Here is a 16,610-nt window from a genome sequence, read left to right as displayed (position 1 = left end):
ACACGCGCACGCTGGAAGAGCCACCACGGCAGCGAAGGGCCAGGACGCGGAGTCGGCTGCGTTCGCCGCGCCTACTCTGATGGCACTGATGTCGATGGCAGGGCAGTTCGGCACACGGGCCGCACCACAGCGCCCGCCCGAGCCGCCGATTCCACACATGACGGCAGCGGCGCCGGCTCACAGCGGAGTAACAACTACTGCCTCGTACCAGATCATCCGCACCGAAACCAGCACTCGTGCCGATGCGCTCGCTGCCGTAGATGCGGAACTGCTGAACATACTCGGAGCGGAGGGACATGACAGCCTGCGAGACAGAAGCGCCATCCAGTCCTTGATCGCCGAAATCAACGCGGCGGTAACCGCTCTCGGAACGGTAGACGAGTTTCGCTCAGCGCGCCCGAACCTCTCTGGAGCTCTCATAGCTGCGCTGGCACGCGCGGAATCCATTCTCGGCCAAGCCAGATACTCCGCCTCGACGCGTGCAGCGCAGGTGACTGCTCTCGTTGACCGCTATCTGGAACGAACCGCCCCGCGCTCACCCCGGCCGGCCCGGCCGGGCAGTCATGCCGGAACGGTGGCACCGATGCCCGCCGGAACCCAGCGACAATGGATCGACCAGGCACTGCGTGTGCTGGCAGCCAACGGATATGACACCCGATCGATCGATCCCGCCCTCATCGGCGCCATCATCGACCACGAATCCAGCGGAAACCCGCATGCGATCAACCTGTGGGACAGCAACGCGGCGGCCGGCACGCCGTCCAAAGGACTGATGCAGACGATCGACTCGACCTTCGCCGCACACGCGCTACCAGGTCATACCGACATCTGGAACCCGGTGGACAACATCATTGCCGGGGTGCGCTACTCCATCGACAGATACGGTTCGGTCGACAACGTCCCCGGCATTGCGGCCCTGCGTTCAGGCGGCCGCTACGTCGGCTACTGACGAACCGGAGACAAACGTTGTTCGAACACTTCGCAACAACATCTATCGGCGGATTGCCAGGGGTGGGGATATCTCCATTGGGTGGTGAAGCATGTCACACCCATACTGCGTGAATGACGGAGGAACGATGTATTCGGTTCGGACCAAACGGTTTTGAACTCTGGACACATCAGAGCTCGCTGACACACCTTCTGGCCCTTCGGGTTCGCCGCCTGAACGCCTATCTGGCCGACCACCGCGCACTGCGCCGCTCGGTCACATTGATGGCCACCGTGCTCGCCCTCATCGTCCTACCTGCGATCGTCGGTGCGGTCGCCATGGCGAGCGGAGGTAGCGGGGCGTCGGACAGTTCGACCATCGATGCCCTCAGCTGGACCAACATTCGCGACAAACGCGGAGTGGCGCTCTCGGACTACGCGTTCATCACCAACAACGGCAGCGTCATACGACCGGATCACACGATCGTGTCCCTGTTGCTGAAACTCGAGTGCACGGGATATCTGATCATCGTTATCCTCGCCATCTGGCTGATCGGCTACACGCTGAGCTTCGAATGGATGGACGCCGTCGCAGGCCTGCTGACCGCGGCAGCACAGAACTTCGCGTTGAACATCGCCACCACCGAGGTCCGGGCGCTCGGGGTGTGCATCGGAGGCTTCATCGTCGCCATAGCTCTGACCCGTGGCTTCACGAGTCGGGCAACAACGCAGACACTCACCATCATGGCCAACGCGGTCCTCGGCGTGTTGGTGCTGCCCAATCCGCTCGGTGAGACGTTCTCGTCTCACGGACTACTGGCTCAAGCCCGCAACCTCGCACTCGCGGTATCGGCGGGCCTGCACGGTAGCTCGGGTCGGAGCACCTCCGCGATGATCCCCGCGCTGCAAACGGAACTCGCCGACGCCTTCGCGAGCCGACCGTTGAAGATGTGGAACTTCGGTCATTCGATTCCTGACGACAGTCCGTGCGGCATTGCGTGGTCCACGGGCATCAGGACCGGGTCGAGCGACTCGGTCAAGGACAATCTGCGGCGGTGCGGCGACCTCTCCGCCGTCGCACACGCCGACTCTCCCAGTGTCGCTCAGATCGGTACCGGTGCGTTGCTGATCGTCACCTCAACGCTCCTGCTCGCGTTGGCCGTCTACATGGCGGCGAAGGTAGTCGGCGCGGCCCTGGATACCGTCTACCACGCGTTCAAGATCATCTTCGCTCTCGCGTTCGGTGGCTATATCCCCGGACCAACCCAAACAACCCTCATACACGGGATCGTGGGCGGGTTGGTCGCCGCCGGAAAAATGTCAGCGTTCACGCTCGGCGTCAGCATCTATACATTTATTCTGATCGGAATTTTCGACAGTGCGCGCGGCCACGAGATGAAAGCATCCTTCTTGGCTAGTATCGTGGTCCTGGCTGCGCTGTCGCAGGCTCGACGGTTCAGTGCCGCACTGGATCGCAGCAACGACGAAATTACCAAGCGGATAGCGGCTATGTTATCGCATTCCAACGGTCGCTCCGAAATGATACCATCACCCAGCGGGGTGTCGCCGATGATGCGATGGACAGCTGCGATGACCGCCATGAACGCGTTCAATAGCAGCCCGGCGGCCGCATGGATGCTGGGGCGGCGCCTCGGCCCTTTGAACCCGCGATCCAGAATCAGACAAGCCGCCGAGAACAACACTATGCGACTAGCCGCATCGGGTCAGTTACTCGAATGGCACGCGGAGCAGGTCGCGGTACGTCGAATTCTTGACCTTCGCATGCTCGAAAAGGCAAATGACAATGGTGGCATGGCCAGTGACATCGGCCGTGCATTCGCGTGGGACGCGCTCGGCGATCACGAGGCCGATTACAAAGGTAAAATCGGTGCCATGGTGCGCGCCGGCGTGCCTGACTCTGTCATTTCCAGAATAGCCACGGTCGCGGCGGTTACCCGGGCGACCACGGACTCCAACCCGTTCGAGTTCCGGCCCAGAGTCGTCGCTCAAGCAGCACTCTCCGCAGCCTCCGAGAATGGTCGACGAACCGGGCCATGGGCGGGGCAGTTCAGAGGTTGGGCGGTCGTCACAGCAGATAATTTTGCAAACAATACACCCGATCCGGCCATCGGAAGTGTGACTGACCAACGTTTACTGAACAGGGCGCGGAACGCATGGAAATCGGGAGTCATGCTCGACGAAGCGCTCGCGCCGCAAGAGTGGGAAAATGCTTCGATCGACACGCTCAAGAACATGGGAAAAGAGTTGTCGGTCGAATATAGAGAACGTGTACGCGCTTGGGCTGAATCGTCCGAAGAAAATGCGCGCAGAGGCATCAACGACGACCCCGAAGACCGCAGAATGCTCGCTGAGGCATTGCACATGTTGGACCAAAGCCGGGTATTCGAAAATGTTACGGACGAGCTCCCCAACGATCCATGGCCTGGGTCGCGTGTAGGAGTTAAACCGCCCGGATCGCTCTCGGAGGCGGAGCCTGTTCCGTAAACAACGACGGCGGGCTCATTTGCGCCATACTGACTTCCCAAGGTTGGGGACGCTCCACAATTGAACCGTCGCTGACGGCGTTGGTTGGAAAGGAGCCATGATGGGCATTTGGGCGGAGGCAGGTGCGTTTGCGCTGCAGGCCGGTGTGCCTGCGGTCGCGACAATGCTTCTCGGGCCAGCGGGCGGAATAGTCGGTGGCTCGCTCGTGAACTTGGGAGTCCAATGGGCGGAAGGCAACCTCAATAGCTGGGATGATGTCGGATGGGCTACGTTGGGTGGCGCGGCCGGCGGGCTTTCCGGCTGGGGTCTCGGCGGGGCACTGGCTCGAAGACTCGGGACCAAAACAGCAGAAAGCGCAGTTCGCGCACTGGCTAAGAATAAACTAGTATTTCGCGTTACGGGGGCTGATGCCGTAACAACCGGTAGAGGTATCGGTTATGGTGTCGGAAATTATGCGACGCAGATGTTTCGAAACACGCAAGAACCCGTACCCCCGAGGGATGCCGTCAAAGGTGACTGGGTTGGTAAGCCGCCTCGCGAAATCGAAGGCGAGCGGCCCTATGTGCCTCCGCCTGGAGAGACGGGCGCATTCTTCCTACCACGCGGAATGGACTCGAGGTTCGTCAGTAATTGGTTTACTAATGATCCCAAATCTGCCCTTCACGCGATATCCAACACGTAGGTGTACTCGTGTCGCCACCTATGAATGCTTCGACCAAGCCTTCGGGGTCGAAAACTCTCACCGAATGGATCTTCGAAACCCGGATGTCCTTCGGCAGGCCGCCTGGGGCGGAGCTTGTACTCTCGCGCCTTTCTGCACTGCAAGCCAGGCTCGTCGCGTCCGACATCGACATTCCGCTTTACAAAAAACTCGTCGACGATCTCAATGCGGCAGCCGATCGATTCATCGGTTTCGACCGAGGAGTCGAAGCGACAATCGCAGTGACAGAATCAACCAACGTTGTGGGCATCGAAAACTTGAGCCGCCTTGTCACCGAAATGAACGACGGTGCGCAGGCTGCATATGACCAAAGCGCATTCGTCGCCACCGTACTCGGGTCATTCGACAAAGTCGGAACGATCCTGGCCGATGCGACGGGGGCTCATCAGAACACGGCGAATGATGTCGATGGCCTCACAAAAGAGCTGGAGGCGGAGAAGCGTGCTCGTGCGCAAGCCGAGCAGGCCCTCGAGGACCTCGAAGCGCTGGGTACAGCTGACGACAAGAACCCTCCACCGCCCGACCCGGACCGGCCCGACCGGCCCGACCAAGACCGTCCGAGCCAACCGGACCAGCCGCAAACTCCGGCGCCCCCTGATTCTCCGTACAGCCCCGCTGATACGGGCGGTGGCTTCGGCGGAATGGACGGACTGATGTCCATGCTCCCACTGCTGATGCAGCAGGGCGCGATGCAGCGGGACTATGATCGCGACCTTTCCGACCGCCGCGACCGCCTGACACCCCCGGAACCTGAGCGACCCCGCGAACCCGAACCCGCCGCAGCTCCCGCACCGACGGTGTCCCCGGGCACACCCTGGTCACCCGGCTCCGCCCCCGCGGGCCCGGCCGCCACCAGCACGGCACCCGTGACCGCCACCTCGGCCGCCAACGCAGCCACACAACCTGGCGCACCAGTCCCCAATGCCGACGGAAAGGTCCTGCACACCTTCCGAGACTCGCGCACCGCGTGGGTCTCGCCAACCGTCGATATAGCTTTGACCGCGGCCGAGTCCAATAATGCCGGCACCAGCGCCCAAGCGGCCTACGCCAACACCCCTGCCAAGTGGGAGCGTCCCGAGCAGGGTAGAACTGAGCGCCCCGGCCGACCCGTCGACCCCTACGAACTCGTCACCGGCGACGTCGCCACCTGGACCGGCCGTAGCGCAATCGTGGTGCTGTTCGACACCGACGGAGACGGTTCGCTCTGGATCATCGCCGACGGCGCCCTGACGCCATTCGACGCGGTAATGCAGGACAGCGACGGTGATTTCGGTGATTTCGCGGGCTTCGCGCACCCCAACGCCATCGACGCGGTCGCCTCTCAACCCGGCAATGCCGCAGGCGCCGCGCCGAGCGACCCGCTCGCCCCCGTTCCCGGACCCGCTGTGATGTCAGCCTGACCCCCCAACCCTCCCGCACCGTGTCGAGATCGAAAGCGAGCGAGACAATGCCACTCCAAGTTGAACCACACATTCTCGCGACCATCGCTGCCGAGCTCTCCCGGACCGCGCACGAAACCGCGGACGCGGTGCCGCGAGGTTGGCTCACTCCCGCGGGCGCCGACACGGGCTCGACCGCGGCCAAGAGAACGAGCGATCGAACTTTGCTCGCACTGCGCACCGCATTGGCATTCGCGCTCAACAAAACTCAGCGCACCGCATACGACATCGGAACGGCCGCAACGCAGTACAGCACCACCGATGATGACGCTGGTCGCGCCCTCAACGGCAACGGCGCGCCCATCATCGTCAATCCCGTTGCTGATCAACCGATAACACTTTCGCAGGAGCCCCCCGCCGCATCACAGGCTGCCGGGCCGGTCGATCCTCTGACCTTCGCGCGTCAGCTCCACACGGGCCCCGGCACGCACGCGTCTCGCCAGCTGGCACAGGACATCACCACCTACCTGCAGGGTCCGCACAGGCAGGCGATAACGGCGCTGGCACACGCGGCAGACCAACTCGAGGACTGGACTCCCGTCGGCGCCGCGGCTGCGACGAATATTCGCAGCCACCGCCAACAGCTGGACGAGGTCGCCACCGGCCTCGCGGGTGTGTCCCGGGGCATTCTCGATTACGCCGCGGCGTTCGACTCAACCCTAGCCAAGCATCCCACGCCGCGGGAATTGTCCCAGGCTCGGCAAGACCTCATCACCGCTCTCAAATCCGGTGACGACATCGCGATCCAACAGGCACTGACGAAGTACGAACAGCTCAAAGCACGCTCGCACGAGACCGCCCGCGACTACTTCGCCGACATCGCTCGATCCGCACCTGCTGACGAGGACACCCAGACTCCGCCGGGTGGTGGCCAACAGCAGAACTCCGGAGGCATGAGCGGGCTCGAAAGCATGCTGCCGATGCTACTGAGCACCATGGCCTCCGACGCCTTCTCTCCTACAGCCGATGACGCCCCCATCTCCGAGGACGACCTCTACGTTCCGGAGGACTACTACCCGGACGAATACCTTCCCTCCGCGCCCTACCCCGGCTACGGTTCGCCGGGCGGACCCGTTCCGAACGACCCTTCGCTCACCGGCGCCCCGTTGCCCTCGCCCAGCATCGCCGGCCCCATGCCCCTGGTCGCCGCCCCGGCCGGCTCGGGAAATGTGGCACCGCGCGCGCCGGTGATCGACGCCTACGGCGCCCCCGCGAACACCACAGCGGCTTCGAACAGGGCCGGATCCGGCTACATGCCCTACATGCCGATGGCGCCGGGCGGTGCGCCAGGCGGCAACGGCAACGACCGCGGCCGCGTGGTTGCGTGGCATCCCGATCGGCTGATGTACGTCGACGACACCCCGCACACGGACCCGGTCATCGGAGAGAAACCGGCCATTGTCCCCGCCGTGACGCCACCGACGGCGGCCGCTCCCGCTCACCATGGAGGAACACCATGAGCAACATCCACCCCGACGTGCAAGCCGCCCTCGACATGGCTCGCGACCTGCGGCACCGCATCGCGGATCTGCGCGACCGCATCGACGGCATAAGAGCCCGACGACCCTCACCCAGCGGCGCGGTAATCCCCGAAGTCGACGCACTGGGCAGACTCACCAACCTCTACCTCGCGCCCGGCACCACCGAGCGATTCACCAGCGCCGCACTGACCACCGAGATCATGGCCGCGATCACCGAAAGCACCGCCGATGCCGCACGCCAACACCATGCGATCATGAGCGAAGCCGTCACCACCGAGACTCCCTCCGAATCCGTCGGCGCCTCGGCATGACGGTAACGACCGCGGACACCATGCGCTGGTTGCACGACGAAGGACTCGTCCGCCTCGCCGCTGTCGGCGACCGCTTGCACGATCCCATCAGCGCCTACACGATCGCCATCGCAGACGGCACCGTCACCGCCCATCCCGCCAGCGGCAACGGACTCGGTGCCAACCCGATCACGATGGCAGCGGATGATCTTCCGCCCCCCGCAGGTACACGCAAGCGCCTGCTGATCGCGGGTATCACCAGCAACGAAAGCATGCTGATCATCAATCTCGCTGCGACGCATACGATTTCAATCATCGGCGAGAACGAACGCGCCGTTGCGCGGTCCTGGATCCTGCAACTGCTCCTCGACCCAGACTGTACGGTTACCACCAACAACGAAGCCCTGACCGTACCCACGGAACCGCGATGCCGACTTGCGTTCATCCCCGGAGCCGGCACCGCGGTGTTCACCGCTGATGACCGCCGTCCCCCGCCGACGACGGTCACCCTGGGTTCGACGGAAACGCTGCCCGACCGCCTCGAGATCTCGACCGGCGGCAGCGGCGGCATGTATATGAGCGCTCGATATTGGCCCTTGCGCACGATCCACCGTATCCGCGACCAGTCGTGGACAGCGCTTTCCGTCAAGATCACCTCCGCATTCCCGCTGTCCACCCCGGCAACGCACACACCCAATCTCGATCGCGCGACCAGCGCTCATACCGTCGGGAGTTCCCGTGACTGAGGCAACCAACCACACGCCGCAATCCAGCTTGGGCACAACAGATTTGCCGGAGCTCAACAACGCCGAGCCACTCGCCGGTGGTTCCGCCGAATCGCCGGTGACCTTCGAGGTCTTCAATCCCGACGAGTCTGTCGGAGCCGCCTGCAACCGTGACGGGGAAATCATCGGACTGCACATCAATGATGACGCGCGCGACAACGGAGAGATTTGGCTAGCGCGCGAAATACTGCGAGTCGCGCACCTGGCCAACCTCAAATCACGAGTCGGATTGCGTTCGGAAATGGAGGCGAACGGCGTACTCGGACACACCATCGATGCGTTCGGCCTCCCCACCCAGGCGGCGTACACGGCCGCCGAACAAGACGAATTCCGAGACAGGGCCTGACCTTTCGGCGCCAGGAGCACAGTCATGCTGGATATCGGCTCACCGATAGACATCGCCGCCGCCGCGGAGCGATTTCTCGCTGCCATATCGACGGCGACCGACACGGTCATCTCCACCGCCGAGCGGTTGACCCCGGACCACACGACCGGCAGTTCCCTCGACAGCCGCATCGTCCACGATCTGGCCCTGCTCCGAGCGGCTCTGCTGGACGCGGCCCAACAACTCCGAGAAAGTACCTACTCGGTCACCCGTACCGCCGAGGACATGGCAGCGGAACTGGCTTGGGCCGACCATGATTGCGCGCATGCCGTCGGAAACGCCGGCCGGTGACTCAACCATCACCCGCGGGGCCGACGCACGAATGGCATGCGATCGTCGCCGATGACTGGCCCATGATCGCCCCAGCTCGATGGAGAGAACTCGCGGACGCTGCCCGCGCCGGTGCGGTCCAGCTCGACAGCGCGGCAGCCGTCCGCGCGAGTCGTGAACTCGACCAGCTCATCGGCTCGAGCCAGGGACTCGGCAACGTCACCGATGTGGTTCGCCAGCACAGCCTCTTACCGGAAGCCTTCGCCCGGACCCTGCTCGCCGCCGCGGACACCCTCGACGCACTTGCGGGACACGTCGAACGTACCCGTCACAAGATCCTCGACATCGTCGACGGCTATCGAGCCGCGGCCGCGCGAGAGCCCGCCGGCGAACACCCGTCGGACGAGCACGTCGCCGCGCTGACCGAACACGCTCGTGCCGACGTCGAGGACCTCGTCAAGGCGGCAATCGAGCAGATCGGCCCGACGAACCTGTTCGACCTCACTCAACTCGTCCGACACCCGATCCGTTCCGTACAGCTCGATGCCGCCGACACTCCGACGGGACCCGCACAGCTGTCGGAGACGGAGATCGCTCCCCTGCAGCACGAGCGGTCGACCGGCCCACCGCCGCTTCCAGCATCCACCTCAGATTCGCAGGTACAGGTGGGCCCGCCTGTCCGACCATGGGGTACGTCCGACGTGAACACTCTGTACGCGACTTCCCTACATGCTTCAGCCGATTCCATCGTGACAGGCGGCCAGGATGCTCACGCGGAGCCGCCGACGCGACCGGAGCACATCGCTGCGGACGCTGCGGCGTTCGCGCCATCTCGGCAGGTGCGCGATGAGAACCCGGTGCTGTCGGTACCCGAGAGAACCTCCGAAGTAACGCCGCGGGACAGCGCCACTGTCACACCGGTGCTCGCGAGCCTGGCGGCAACCACCGGACGTCCCTTGATCCACCTCGACGGTGCCGCACAGCCGGTGACGCTGCAGCGTTCCGAGCTGAAAACGCCAGCGATCAGATCAACAGAAGCAGCGAGAACTACTGAGAAACAACGTATCTCACAGAACAAGGCAGGGTCGTCCGCGTCGGAGTCTTCTCGTTCCCGCGCGGGACTTGTCTCAGCCAGGCCTCCCCAATCCCCCGCCAGATCACACGAGAGCGATCGTGCCGGTGATGCGGTGCTGAACTCCGCACTCGCCGCGGCACTCGCGGCTGCGGCCGCACCCGCGCACAACCTCGGCCCTGCGGTGGACACCGATCTCGTCCTCGCTCGAACGCTCGTGGCCAGCATCGCAGCAGCCATGCCTTCGACACCTGGGCTTGCCTGCGCAATCGCCGTCCTGCAGCACGGTAGACGCGTGAGTGTCTTTCTGACCACCAACGAAGGACAAGGCTGGATTCCCGGCGGGTTCTACCTGCCAGAGCACCTGGGCAGTCCATGGAACTGGAACGAAGCCGACCCAGGCTGGACCAGCTTCGCCGACCCGGCACAGATTCTCGCCGAGTTCGCGAGCCGCTGGAGCCCACGCCACGGTGCCACGATGTCCGCGATCGCCTCGACACATCCCATCGATCTCGACCTTCGCATGGACGTGACAGCAGCGTCATTCGCCGAGTCCGTCCGGCCCGAACCCATCCTCGACCTCACCCGGTCGGCGCCCGGCCTACTGGACCGCTTCGCGTTCGCCGGCAACCGAGAACCACACATCCTGCCTCGTTTCGACCGCGCGCAACTGCACCGGGACCGCCTGGGCCTTGTCGCACGATGCCTCACCGCGGCAGCGATGCCCTCCTCCCACACGAGGACCGGCCTCGACGAGCTGAGTCAGCTGCGTACCACGATCGTCGCAGCCCTGCGAGGAGCGCGCCCAGTCCCGGACCGATGGTGGGAGAGTCTGTACGCCGGATACGGCCTGCTCGGTGCAGACCTGATCACCCAGCGCCTACACGCCCGGCGAAACCGCGACGCGCGCTACACCCCCGACCGGCATATCCAGGAGTTACTCCTGAACCGACGACGCACTGAGCTTGTTCTATTGCTACGCAATGAGCCCACATTGCGGAATCGCCGCGAGCTGCAGTACGCGTACGCCCACTGCCGCACAGAATCGACGACACCACGTGGCGGTGTGAAGTAGCGTCGTCGGATGCGACAATAGCCGCCCTCGACCGGAATGCGAGATCCCGGCAGAGGGTGACCGGTTGCTCCCCGGGACGGCGAAAGTATGTAGAACATCATGCGAGAGACTCCACGTAGCAACCCCCCAGGGCTCGGGGCGGTGAGCGAATTCATCGGACGTCATGAGGAACTCAGGACGCTCGTCGAACTCGAGCATTCAGGCAACGCCCGCCTCATCACCGTGACCGGACCCGCCGGCATCGGAAAGACACGCCTGGTGGGGGAAGTGGCCCGCCGAAACTTGGACGAGCCCGACACCGCGGTGCACTGGGCGAGGCTCAACCGCCTGCCCCCGAACGCCACCACCGGCGCTATCGCCGAAGAGGTGGTCCGCTGGGTCGCCACCATCGACACCACCGGCCGGTCCGCGTGGGACGTGCTGATGGACACCCTGACAACCCGCGAACCGCGCGTCCGCACGGTACTGGCCCTCGACAACTGCGAACATCTTCTACCTGCCACCGCTACCCTGGTCACCAACCTGCTCGAGAGCCTCCCCAGCTTGGTGATCCTGGCTACCAGCCGGGAGCCGTTCGGCTGGTCCGACGAGTACATATTCACTATCCCGCCACTGCCGATCGACAGTGCCATCGGCCTGTTCAAGCGCCACGCCCGTCTCACCCGCCGCCCCATCCCCGACGATCCACATCACCTCGAAGTCGCCAGGGAAATCTGTCGACGAGTCGACAACAACCCCTTGTTCATCAGGCTGGCGGCCGCGAGACTTTCACATCTGCCGATCGAAACGGTTCTGCGTGAGCTCTCGGGCAAGCCCGACGACCAGCGAATGCAGTGGCACCCGCAAGATCTTGCCGATGTCGATGACCACCACCGGGCGGTACGCGACGCGATCGCGTGGTCCTATGACATCTGCACTCCCGCCGAACAGCTACTGCTGGAACGATTCTCGGTGTTCGCGTCCGGCTTCGAATCCACCGATGCCGATGCCCGCGGCGGCGGAGCCGAACTGCGCGACATACAAGCGGTGTGCGCCGGCCCGGACCTGTCTCCCGAGGACATCACATGGCTGCTCGAACGACTCGTCGAACGTTCGCTGGTGTCAACGCACTTCACCGCGACCACCGTCCGGTACTACCTACTGCACAGCGTTCGCGCTTTCGCCGCCCAACGGCTTGTGGGCCGCGACCCGACCGCCCCCGCGACGTTGCTCGCACGCCACCGCCGCCACTATCGGGACGCGGTCATCTCACGAGAAGCCGGATGGTTCAGCGCAGGGGAGCCGGCATGGTTGGCCTGGGCGCGAGGAGCGTGGGAGGACCTCCTGCAAGCGATCGACACCAGCTTCGACCACCCGGCAGAAGCCGTCGTCGGTCTCGAAATCGCCATCCTGTTGATGGGCACCCGCGCACCGTTCGTACTGGCGGCCAACCGCATCATCACCCGCCTGGCCGAACAAGCTCTGGACACCACGCGCACCGCCAGCGTGGTACCGACCAACCTCCGCATCGCCGCTACCGCTCTGATCGGATGGAACGCGCTGTGGCAGGGGCGACCCGACTACACAAGCATTTTGCTCGACGAATGCGCACGCGCCTGCCTGCCCGACGATGACGTGCGTGAGCACTGGCGGTCGACCGCTCGAATCGACATCGGCCTACCCGCCCCCGTCGAATTCACCTGGGGATTCGACATGCTCATGCAACTCGACCCCGCCGCGATCGACGTGCTCACCCGCGCGCACAACAAGTTCGAGCAGATCGGTGACAAGGCAGGCGTCAAACGCAGCAAGCTCTTCCTGGTCCTGGCGGGCGGCCTGTTTCATCAGCCCGCTCAAGCCCTCTATACCGCATATCAGTACTTGAAGAACGCACAAATCTCGGGGGCGGCCGAAGAAGTTTCCGGTGCCGAGCTGACCTGGCTGATCACCCTGACCACTCACGGTGACCCCAATGCGGCCGAACGAGCCGGACGTGATCTGGTGCAAAAGCATCAAGTCGGTGGGGACCGCTGGGTCAGTGGAATGGTGGTCCAATACGTTATGGCAGCACGCGCACGTGTGCTTGCGACCATGGTGGACGCACAGGCTGCACACCCGGCGCAGCACCTTGCCGCCGTCGCTATCGAAGTCGCGACCCTGCAGGGCGGCTTGTCCACCCTTCATCGTTCCATGGGTTTCGGATTTCGAGATACACCGTTGATCGCCCGCGAGACCGACAATGCGATCAACGTCGCTACCAAGGTTCTGGGCCGCGAGGCCTATGCCTCGATGGCGCGGCGCGGCGCTCTACTCCGACCCGAAGCCGACGAGTTACAGCGCTTCGTGCTGGGCGACTTTTCCCTCGATGATGTGGCTCCCGGTTCGATCGGCCCGGCTCGCGCTCTTTCACGCTGGCGCGATCTGACCCCGGCGGAATCCGAGGTCGCCACCCTGGCCGCAGCGGGCTGGCAGAACGCGGCGATCGCCGAACGACGCGGCTCCTCTATCCGCACAGTGGACGCCCAAGTCGCGGCGATCCGCCAAAAGCTCATGATCACCACGCGATCCGACATCATTTGGCACCTTCCACCGGATCTCGAGGACCGCGTCCACCGCGAGACGCAGCAGTGGCGAAATCAGGCCATGGCACGCAAGACATAGCCGATACGCGAACAGTGCTGCTATACATTCGTACAGGTCTGCGCAGCCGCGGGTCGGGAACGGGACTGCGAACCGGTTTTCGTGATGTACCGACCTCCGTCATCAGTTCCCGGGACCGCTGACGAGTGCCGCTACCAGTCGGCGGGTTTCCCGGCGCCAGAAGTCCGCCAGTTCCTCGATCACCTCGTCGAACTCACGATGATCGTCTTCGGACCACATAGCCCACTCGCGGCCCAATCCTCGTGTCATCAGAAAATTCAGGTAGGCGGAGGCTCCGGCACGATCACGAACGAAACAGGTCTCGAGTTCCACCTCGATCGGCAGAGCGAGATCGTCAAAGCACATGTCCACTCCCTCGTTGTTGCACCGAGCAGGGAACCTGCTGCCCTCGGCCCAGATGCTTGCTCGCGCCACGGAATCCGAGTCTCACACCTTCCCACCTGCGAAAAGCCACTCCCCAAGCGTGGGGAGCTTTCACAATGTGGGTAACGCAGGAGAGAAAAGGGGAGTGCCCACGATGCGCGAGCAATTCGACATAGATACCGACGAACTACGCAGGCGGGCTGCCCAACACGCAACAAGCGCCCTCGAAACGCGAGCGTGGGCGCGTCCCCCTACCTGGATCGACACCTTCATCGCGGACAACGGCGTCATCACCGCGCAATTCCTCAACGATATCGCGGATCCCTTCTATCGCACCGAACGGGTCGCAATCGCGGAACGTGTGGCGTGCACCGACGAGGACACCGCCGACCTGCTAACCCAAACCGCTCGCGTGCTCGAGGCGCTCGACGCCGATTCGATGGCACAGATCCGTGCGGCGGCCACCGCTTGGACCGACGCTCGCCGAACCGACTCCGCGGCAACCGATCCAGCCGATCCATCGTCGAGGTGAAGGAGGCACGCCCGTGACCGACAATCTCGATCTCGATCCCATGGCTCTGCGCCGTGCGGCGCTCAACCACGATCAAGTCGCCATCGACACCCGGGACTGGGCCGCACCACCGAGTGACTGGTTGGCCGCGTTCCCCGAGGCTTACGGTCCGATCGCCGAGCCGGTACGCATCGCGCTGCACAACTTCTTCAACGCACGCAAACAAGCGGGCGATCGTCTCGCCGACGCGCATGACCAGACCGCGGCAACACTCCGCGAAGCAGCGGACGCATACGAACGTGCCGACCGTGACGCCGCGTTCACAATCCTGCGCACCGGCACCGACACGACCAGCGCCCAACTCTCCGCTCCCACCGGCACCGCGATGCCCGATGCTTCCGCCGGCACGTCTGCCCCGGCCCACAGCCTTGGTGCAGGTCAAGACCAGCGCCAGGTTTCCCACGCCGTATCGCAGGACGAATCTGTTCATCAGGTGGCCCCGTCCGGTCCGACCCCGACGACAATGGCGGCCGCTCCGGCGCAGTCGAGCACCGGCGGCCCGTCCAGCCTCTACACGGCGACATCGGGGACATCGTCACGGGGCTCGGTGCCAACAACGGTGGGCGGTGACCGCGTCACTTCCAACGGCGTCAGCGGCCGTTTGGATACGCCGCCACCGACACCATTCCTCGCAGCCGTCGCCGCGGCTCGTGACCATGCGGCGGAGCCTGTGCATGTGCTGGGTGAAACAGTCAGTCAAGACTTGGTGATCGCTCGAACCCTGCTCGGTTCGGTGCTGGCAGCGCTGGACTCGAGTGCGATCGGGATGAGCTGGGCTGTATCGGTCATGCGTGGACCCGCGGGCCTCGGCCTGTTCCTGACTTCGAACGAAGCACGGGGGTGGCTGCCACCCGCGGTGTACCTGCCGCGAGAAGCATCGACACCGTGGAACTGGACCGAATTCCTGGCGCGTGAGGCCGAATCGGGAGTAGCCGGCTGGGAAGGCGTCTCCGACCCCGCTCGCATTCTGGTCGAGTTCGCCCGAGAGTGGGGACACAAAGCCGGTGCGCAACTGAGTGCACTCGCATCCTCCGGTCCCATCGACGCACAACTGCGCGCGATGTTGTCCGACGTCGCCACCGCCGAACACGTGTCCCCCGAGGCCAGCGTGAATCTGCGAGTATTCACCGCCGATACGACCGACCGGCTCGGACTCACCGGAGCGGTGGAATCGTTGGAGTTCATGGCATCGGTCGAAGATTCCGCTGTCTTCGAACAGTGCCTGCGACTCGCTAACGACGGGCATCGCCGCTGGGGTCGTGCGCCGGTGACCTCCGAAGCGGGCATGTCCTACCGTATCCGCGAACGCATACTGGACACTCTCGCGGAGAACCGTGATGTCAGCGAGCACCTCTGGCAGGCCCTGCACGACGCGGATGCTCTGCTCGCGGCCGAAGTGATGACCCGGCGGCACGACACCAGCCGAGTACCGTTGGGGCACTTGCGCCCCAGCCACGATCCGGTCCTGCACCATCTGCAATTCGAACGGCGGTGCAACGAGCTGTTGCTGCCGTTGGCCACAACACCGACCCGTCAGACTCTGCGCGACGGCTTGTATGCCCATGCCCAACTCATCCAGCATCCGCGCTTCCGGCCCGAAGCCACGACCGCCGCGACCGCCATCGTGCCGGGCGGTGCCGCGTCGTCTCCAGCGGTGAAGCCCATCGCCATCACCTCCGCGCCGACGGACATGCCGCCGCCGACAACACCGGCAACCTGACGGCGGGACGGTTCTGGTGACCCATGCGGAGACTATGACCGCTTCCTCTCCCGACTCCTCCGGCACGGGCGAGTCGGGATCCGAGTGGCACCAAGGGGAGGCTCCGGCGCCGCGAACCGATCATCGTGTCAATCCCACTCCGTGGCAGCTGAAGCGAAACCCCGCCGCCGCGCCTCCACTCACCGCGCCCAGTGTCTCCGAACCTCAATCACCTGGCCTGGCAACCCTCCCCGACCCCCGGACGCCGATGACGTACTCCTTCGGGCCGGTGCTCACTTCCTCTGCAACCGGCGGCCTCTCGACCGCAGTCGGTGACCAGCAGATTGACGTCCCATCGGCATCGACGCCTGCGAAAGAGCCCGGCTC

13 protein-coding genes are annotated in these 16,610 nt (G+C 64.3%); 12 read left to right on the top strand and 1 reads right to left on the bottom strand.

The features are described 5' to 3' along the window. The first annotated feature begins 79 nt into the window (after positions 1 to 79). The 10 genes from ABZ319_RS04115 (at position 80) to ABZ319_RS04070 (ending at position 13,590) form a co-directional block, all read left to right on the top strand. Positions 80 to 949: a transglycosylase SLT domain-containing protein gene (locus ABZ319_RS04115; protein ID WP_354984833.1), complete on the top strand. Its 870-nt coding sequence runs from the start codon at positions 80 to 82 to the stop codon at positions 947 to 949. 113 nt (positions 950 to 1,062) lie between these two features. After that, positions 1,063 to 3,432, top strand: coding sequence for a hypothetical protein (locus ABZ319_RS04110; RefSeq protein WP_354984832.1), 2,370 nt, complete (start codon positions 1,063 to 1,065; stop codon positions 3,430 to 3,432). A 702-nt stretch (positions 3,433 to 4,134) separates the two neighbouring features. Further along, the gene (locus ABZ319_RS04105) at positions 4,135 to 5,553 is read left to right on the top strand and encodes a hypothetical protein (RefSeq protein ID WP_354984831.1); all 1,419 of its coding nucleotides are present in this window, start codon (positions 4,135 to 4,137) and stop codon (positions 5,551 to 5,553) included. 203 nt (positions 5,554 to 5,756) lie between these two features. Then, complete coding sequence (locus tag ABZ319_RS04100; RefSeq protein WP_354984830.1) at positions 5,757 to 7,052, top strand: hypothetical protein; 1,296 nt, start codon at positions 5,757 to 5,759, stop codon at positions 7,050 to 7,052. Next, a complete protein-coding gene (locus ABZ319_RS04095) occupies positions 7,049 to 7,384 on the top strand; it encodes a hypothetical protein (RefSeq protein ID WP_354984829.1) in 336 nt (111 codons plus the stop codon). The genes ABZ319_RS04100 and ABZ319_RS04095 overlap by 4 nt, the downstream gene beginning before the upstream one ends. After that, positions 7,381 to 8,109 (top strand): hypothetical protein, encoded by a 729-nt coding sequence (locus ABZ319_RS04090; RefSeq protein ID WP_354984828.1) that lies wholly within the window; start codon positions 7,381 to 7,383, stop codon positions 8,107 to 8,109. The genes ABZ319_RS04095 and ABZ319_RS04090 overlap by 4 nt, the downstream gene beginning before the upstream one ends. Then, positions 8,102 to 8,494, top strand: coding sequence for a hypothetical protein (locus tag ABZ319_RS04085; protein ID WP_354984827.1), 393 nt, complete (start codon positions 8,102 to 8,104; stop codon positions 8,492 to 8,494). Before ABZ319_RS04090 ends, ABZ319_RS04085 begins: the two co-directional genes overlap by 8 nt. Positions 8,495 to 8,518: 24 nt before the next feature. Next, a complete protein-coding gene (locus tag ABZ319_RS04080) occupies positions 8,519 to 8,824 on the top strand; it encodes a hypothetical protein (protein ID WP_354984826.1) in 306 nt (101 codons plus the stop codon). Between the two features lie 62 nt (positions 8,825 to 8,886). Next, positions 8,887 to 10,950, top strand: coding sequence for a hypothetical protein (locus ABZ319_RS04075; RefSeq protein WP_354984825.1), 2,064 nt, complete (start codon positions 8,887 to 8,889; stop codon positions 10,948 to 10,950). A gap of 141 nt (positions 10,951 to 11,091) precedes the next feature. Continuing rightward, complete coding sequence (locus tag ABZ319_RS04070; RefSeq protein WP_354984824.1) at positions 11,092 to 13,590, top strand: AAA family ATPase; 2,499 nt, start codon at positions 11,092 to 11,094, stop codon at positions 13,588 to 13,590. A 102-nt stretch (positions 13,591 to 13,692) separates the two neighbouring features. On the opposite strand, the gene ABZ319_RS04065 is transcribed toward ABZ319_RS04070, so the two are convergent. Further along, a complete protein-coding gene (locus tag ABZ319_RS04065) occupies positions 13,693 to 13,935 on the bottom strand; it encodes a hypothetical protein (protein ID WP_354984823.1) in 243 nt (80 codons plus the stop codon). Here ABZ319_RS04065 and ABZ319_RS04060 point away from each other — a divergent pair. Both ABZ319_RS04060 and ABZ319_RS04055 read left to right on the top strand, forming a co-directional pair. Then, complete coding sequence (locus ABZ319_RS04060; RefSeq protein ID WP_354984822.1) at positions 13,934 to 14,485, top strand: hypothetical protein; 552 nt, start codon at positions 13,934 to 13,936, stop codon at positions 14,483 to 14,485. The two genes, ABZ319_RS04065 and ABZ319_RS04060, sit on opposite strands and share 2 nt — an antisense overlap. A 13-nt stretch (positions 14,486 to 14,498) precedes the next feature. Next, positions 14,499 to 16,244 carry a type VII secretion target gene (locus ABZ319_RS04055; RefSeq protein ID WP_354984821.1) on the top strand — a complete coding sequence of 582 codons (1,746 nt, stop codon included), beginning with the start codon at positions 14,499 to 14,501 and terminating at the stop codon, positions 16,242 to 16,244. Positions 16,245 to 16,610: the final 366 nt, after the last annotated feature.

It is taken from the genome of Nocardia sp. NPDC005978, from assembly GCF_040614455.1.
Classification (GTDB): Bacteria; Actinomycetota; Actinomycetes; order Mycobacteriales; family Mycobacteriaceae; genus Nocardia.
This window is presented reverse-complemented; position numbering and strand designations above follow the sequence as displayed.

What these genes read in the sequence shown, in the direction of transcription:
- ABZ319_RS04110 (WP_354984832.1), top strand. Translation starts at nt 1,063, where the DNA reads ATGACGGAGGAACGATGTATTCGGTTCGGACCAAACGGTTTTGAACTC.
- ABZ319_RS04090 (WP_354984828.1), top strand. Translation starts at nt 7,381, where the DNA reads ATGACGGTAACGACCGCGGACACCATGCGCTGGTTGCACGACGAAGGA.
- ABZ319_RS04095 (WP_354984829.1), top strand. Translation starts at nt 7,049, where the DNA reads ATGAGCAACATCCACCCCGACGTGCAAGCCGCCCTCGACATGGCTCGC.
- ABZ319_RS04075 (WP_354984825.1), top strand. Translation starts at nt 8,887, where the DNA reads ATGATCGCCCCAGCTCGATGGAGAGAACTCGCGGACGCTGCCCGCGCC.
- ABZ319_RS04105 (WP_354984831.1), top strand. Translation starts at nt 4,135, where the DNA reads ATGAATGCTTCGACCAAGCCTTCGGGGTCGAAAACTCTCACCGAATGG.
- ABZ319_RS04065 (WP_354984823.1), bottom strand. Translation starts at nt 13,935, where the DNA reads ATGTGCTTTGACGATCTCGCTCTGCCGATCGAGGTGGAACTCGAGACC.
- ABZ319_RS04060 (WP_354984822.1), top strand. Translation starts at nt 13,934, where the DNA reads ATGTCCACTCCCTCGTTGTTGCACCGAGCAGGGAACCTGCTGCCCTCG.
- ABZ319_RS04115 (WP_354984833.1), top strand. Translation starts at nt 80, where the DNA reads ATGGCACTGATGTCGATGGCAGGGCAGTTCGGCACACGGGCCGCACCA.
- ABZ319_RS04080 (WP_354984826.1), top strand. Translation starts at nt 8,519, where the DNA reads ATGCTGGATATCGGCTCACCGATAGACATCGCCGCCGCCGCGGAGCGA.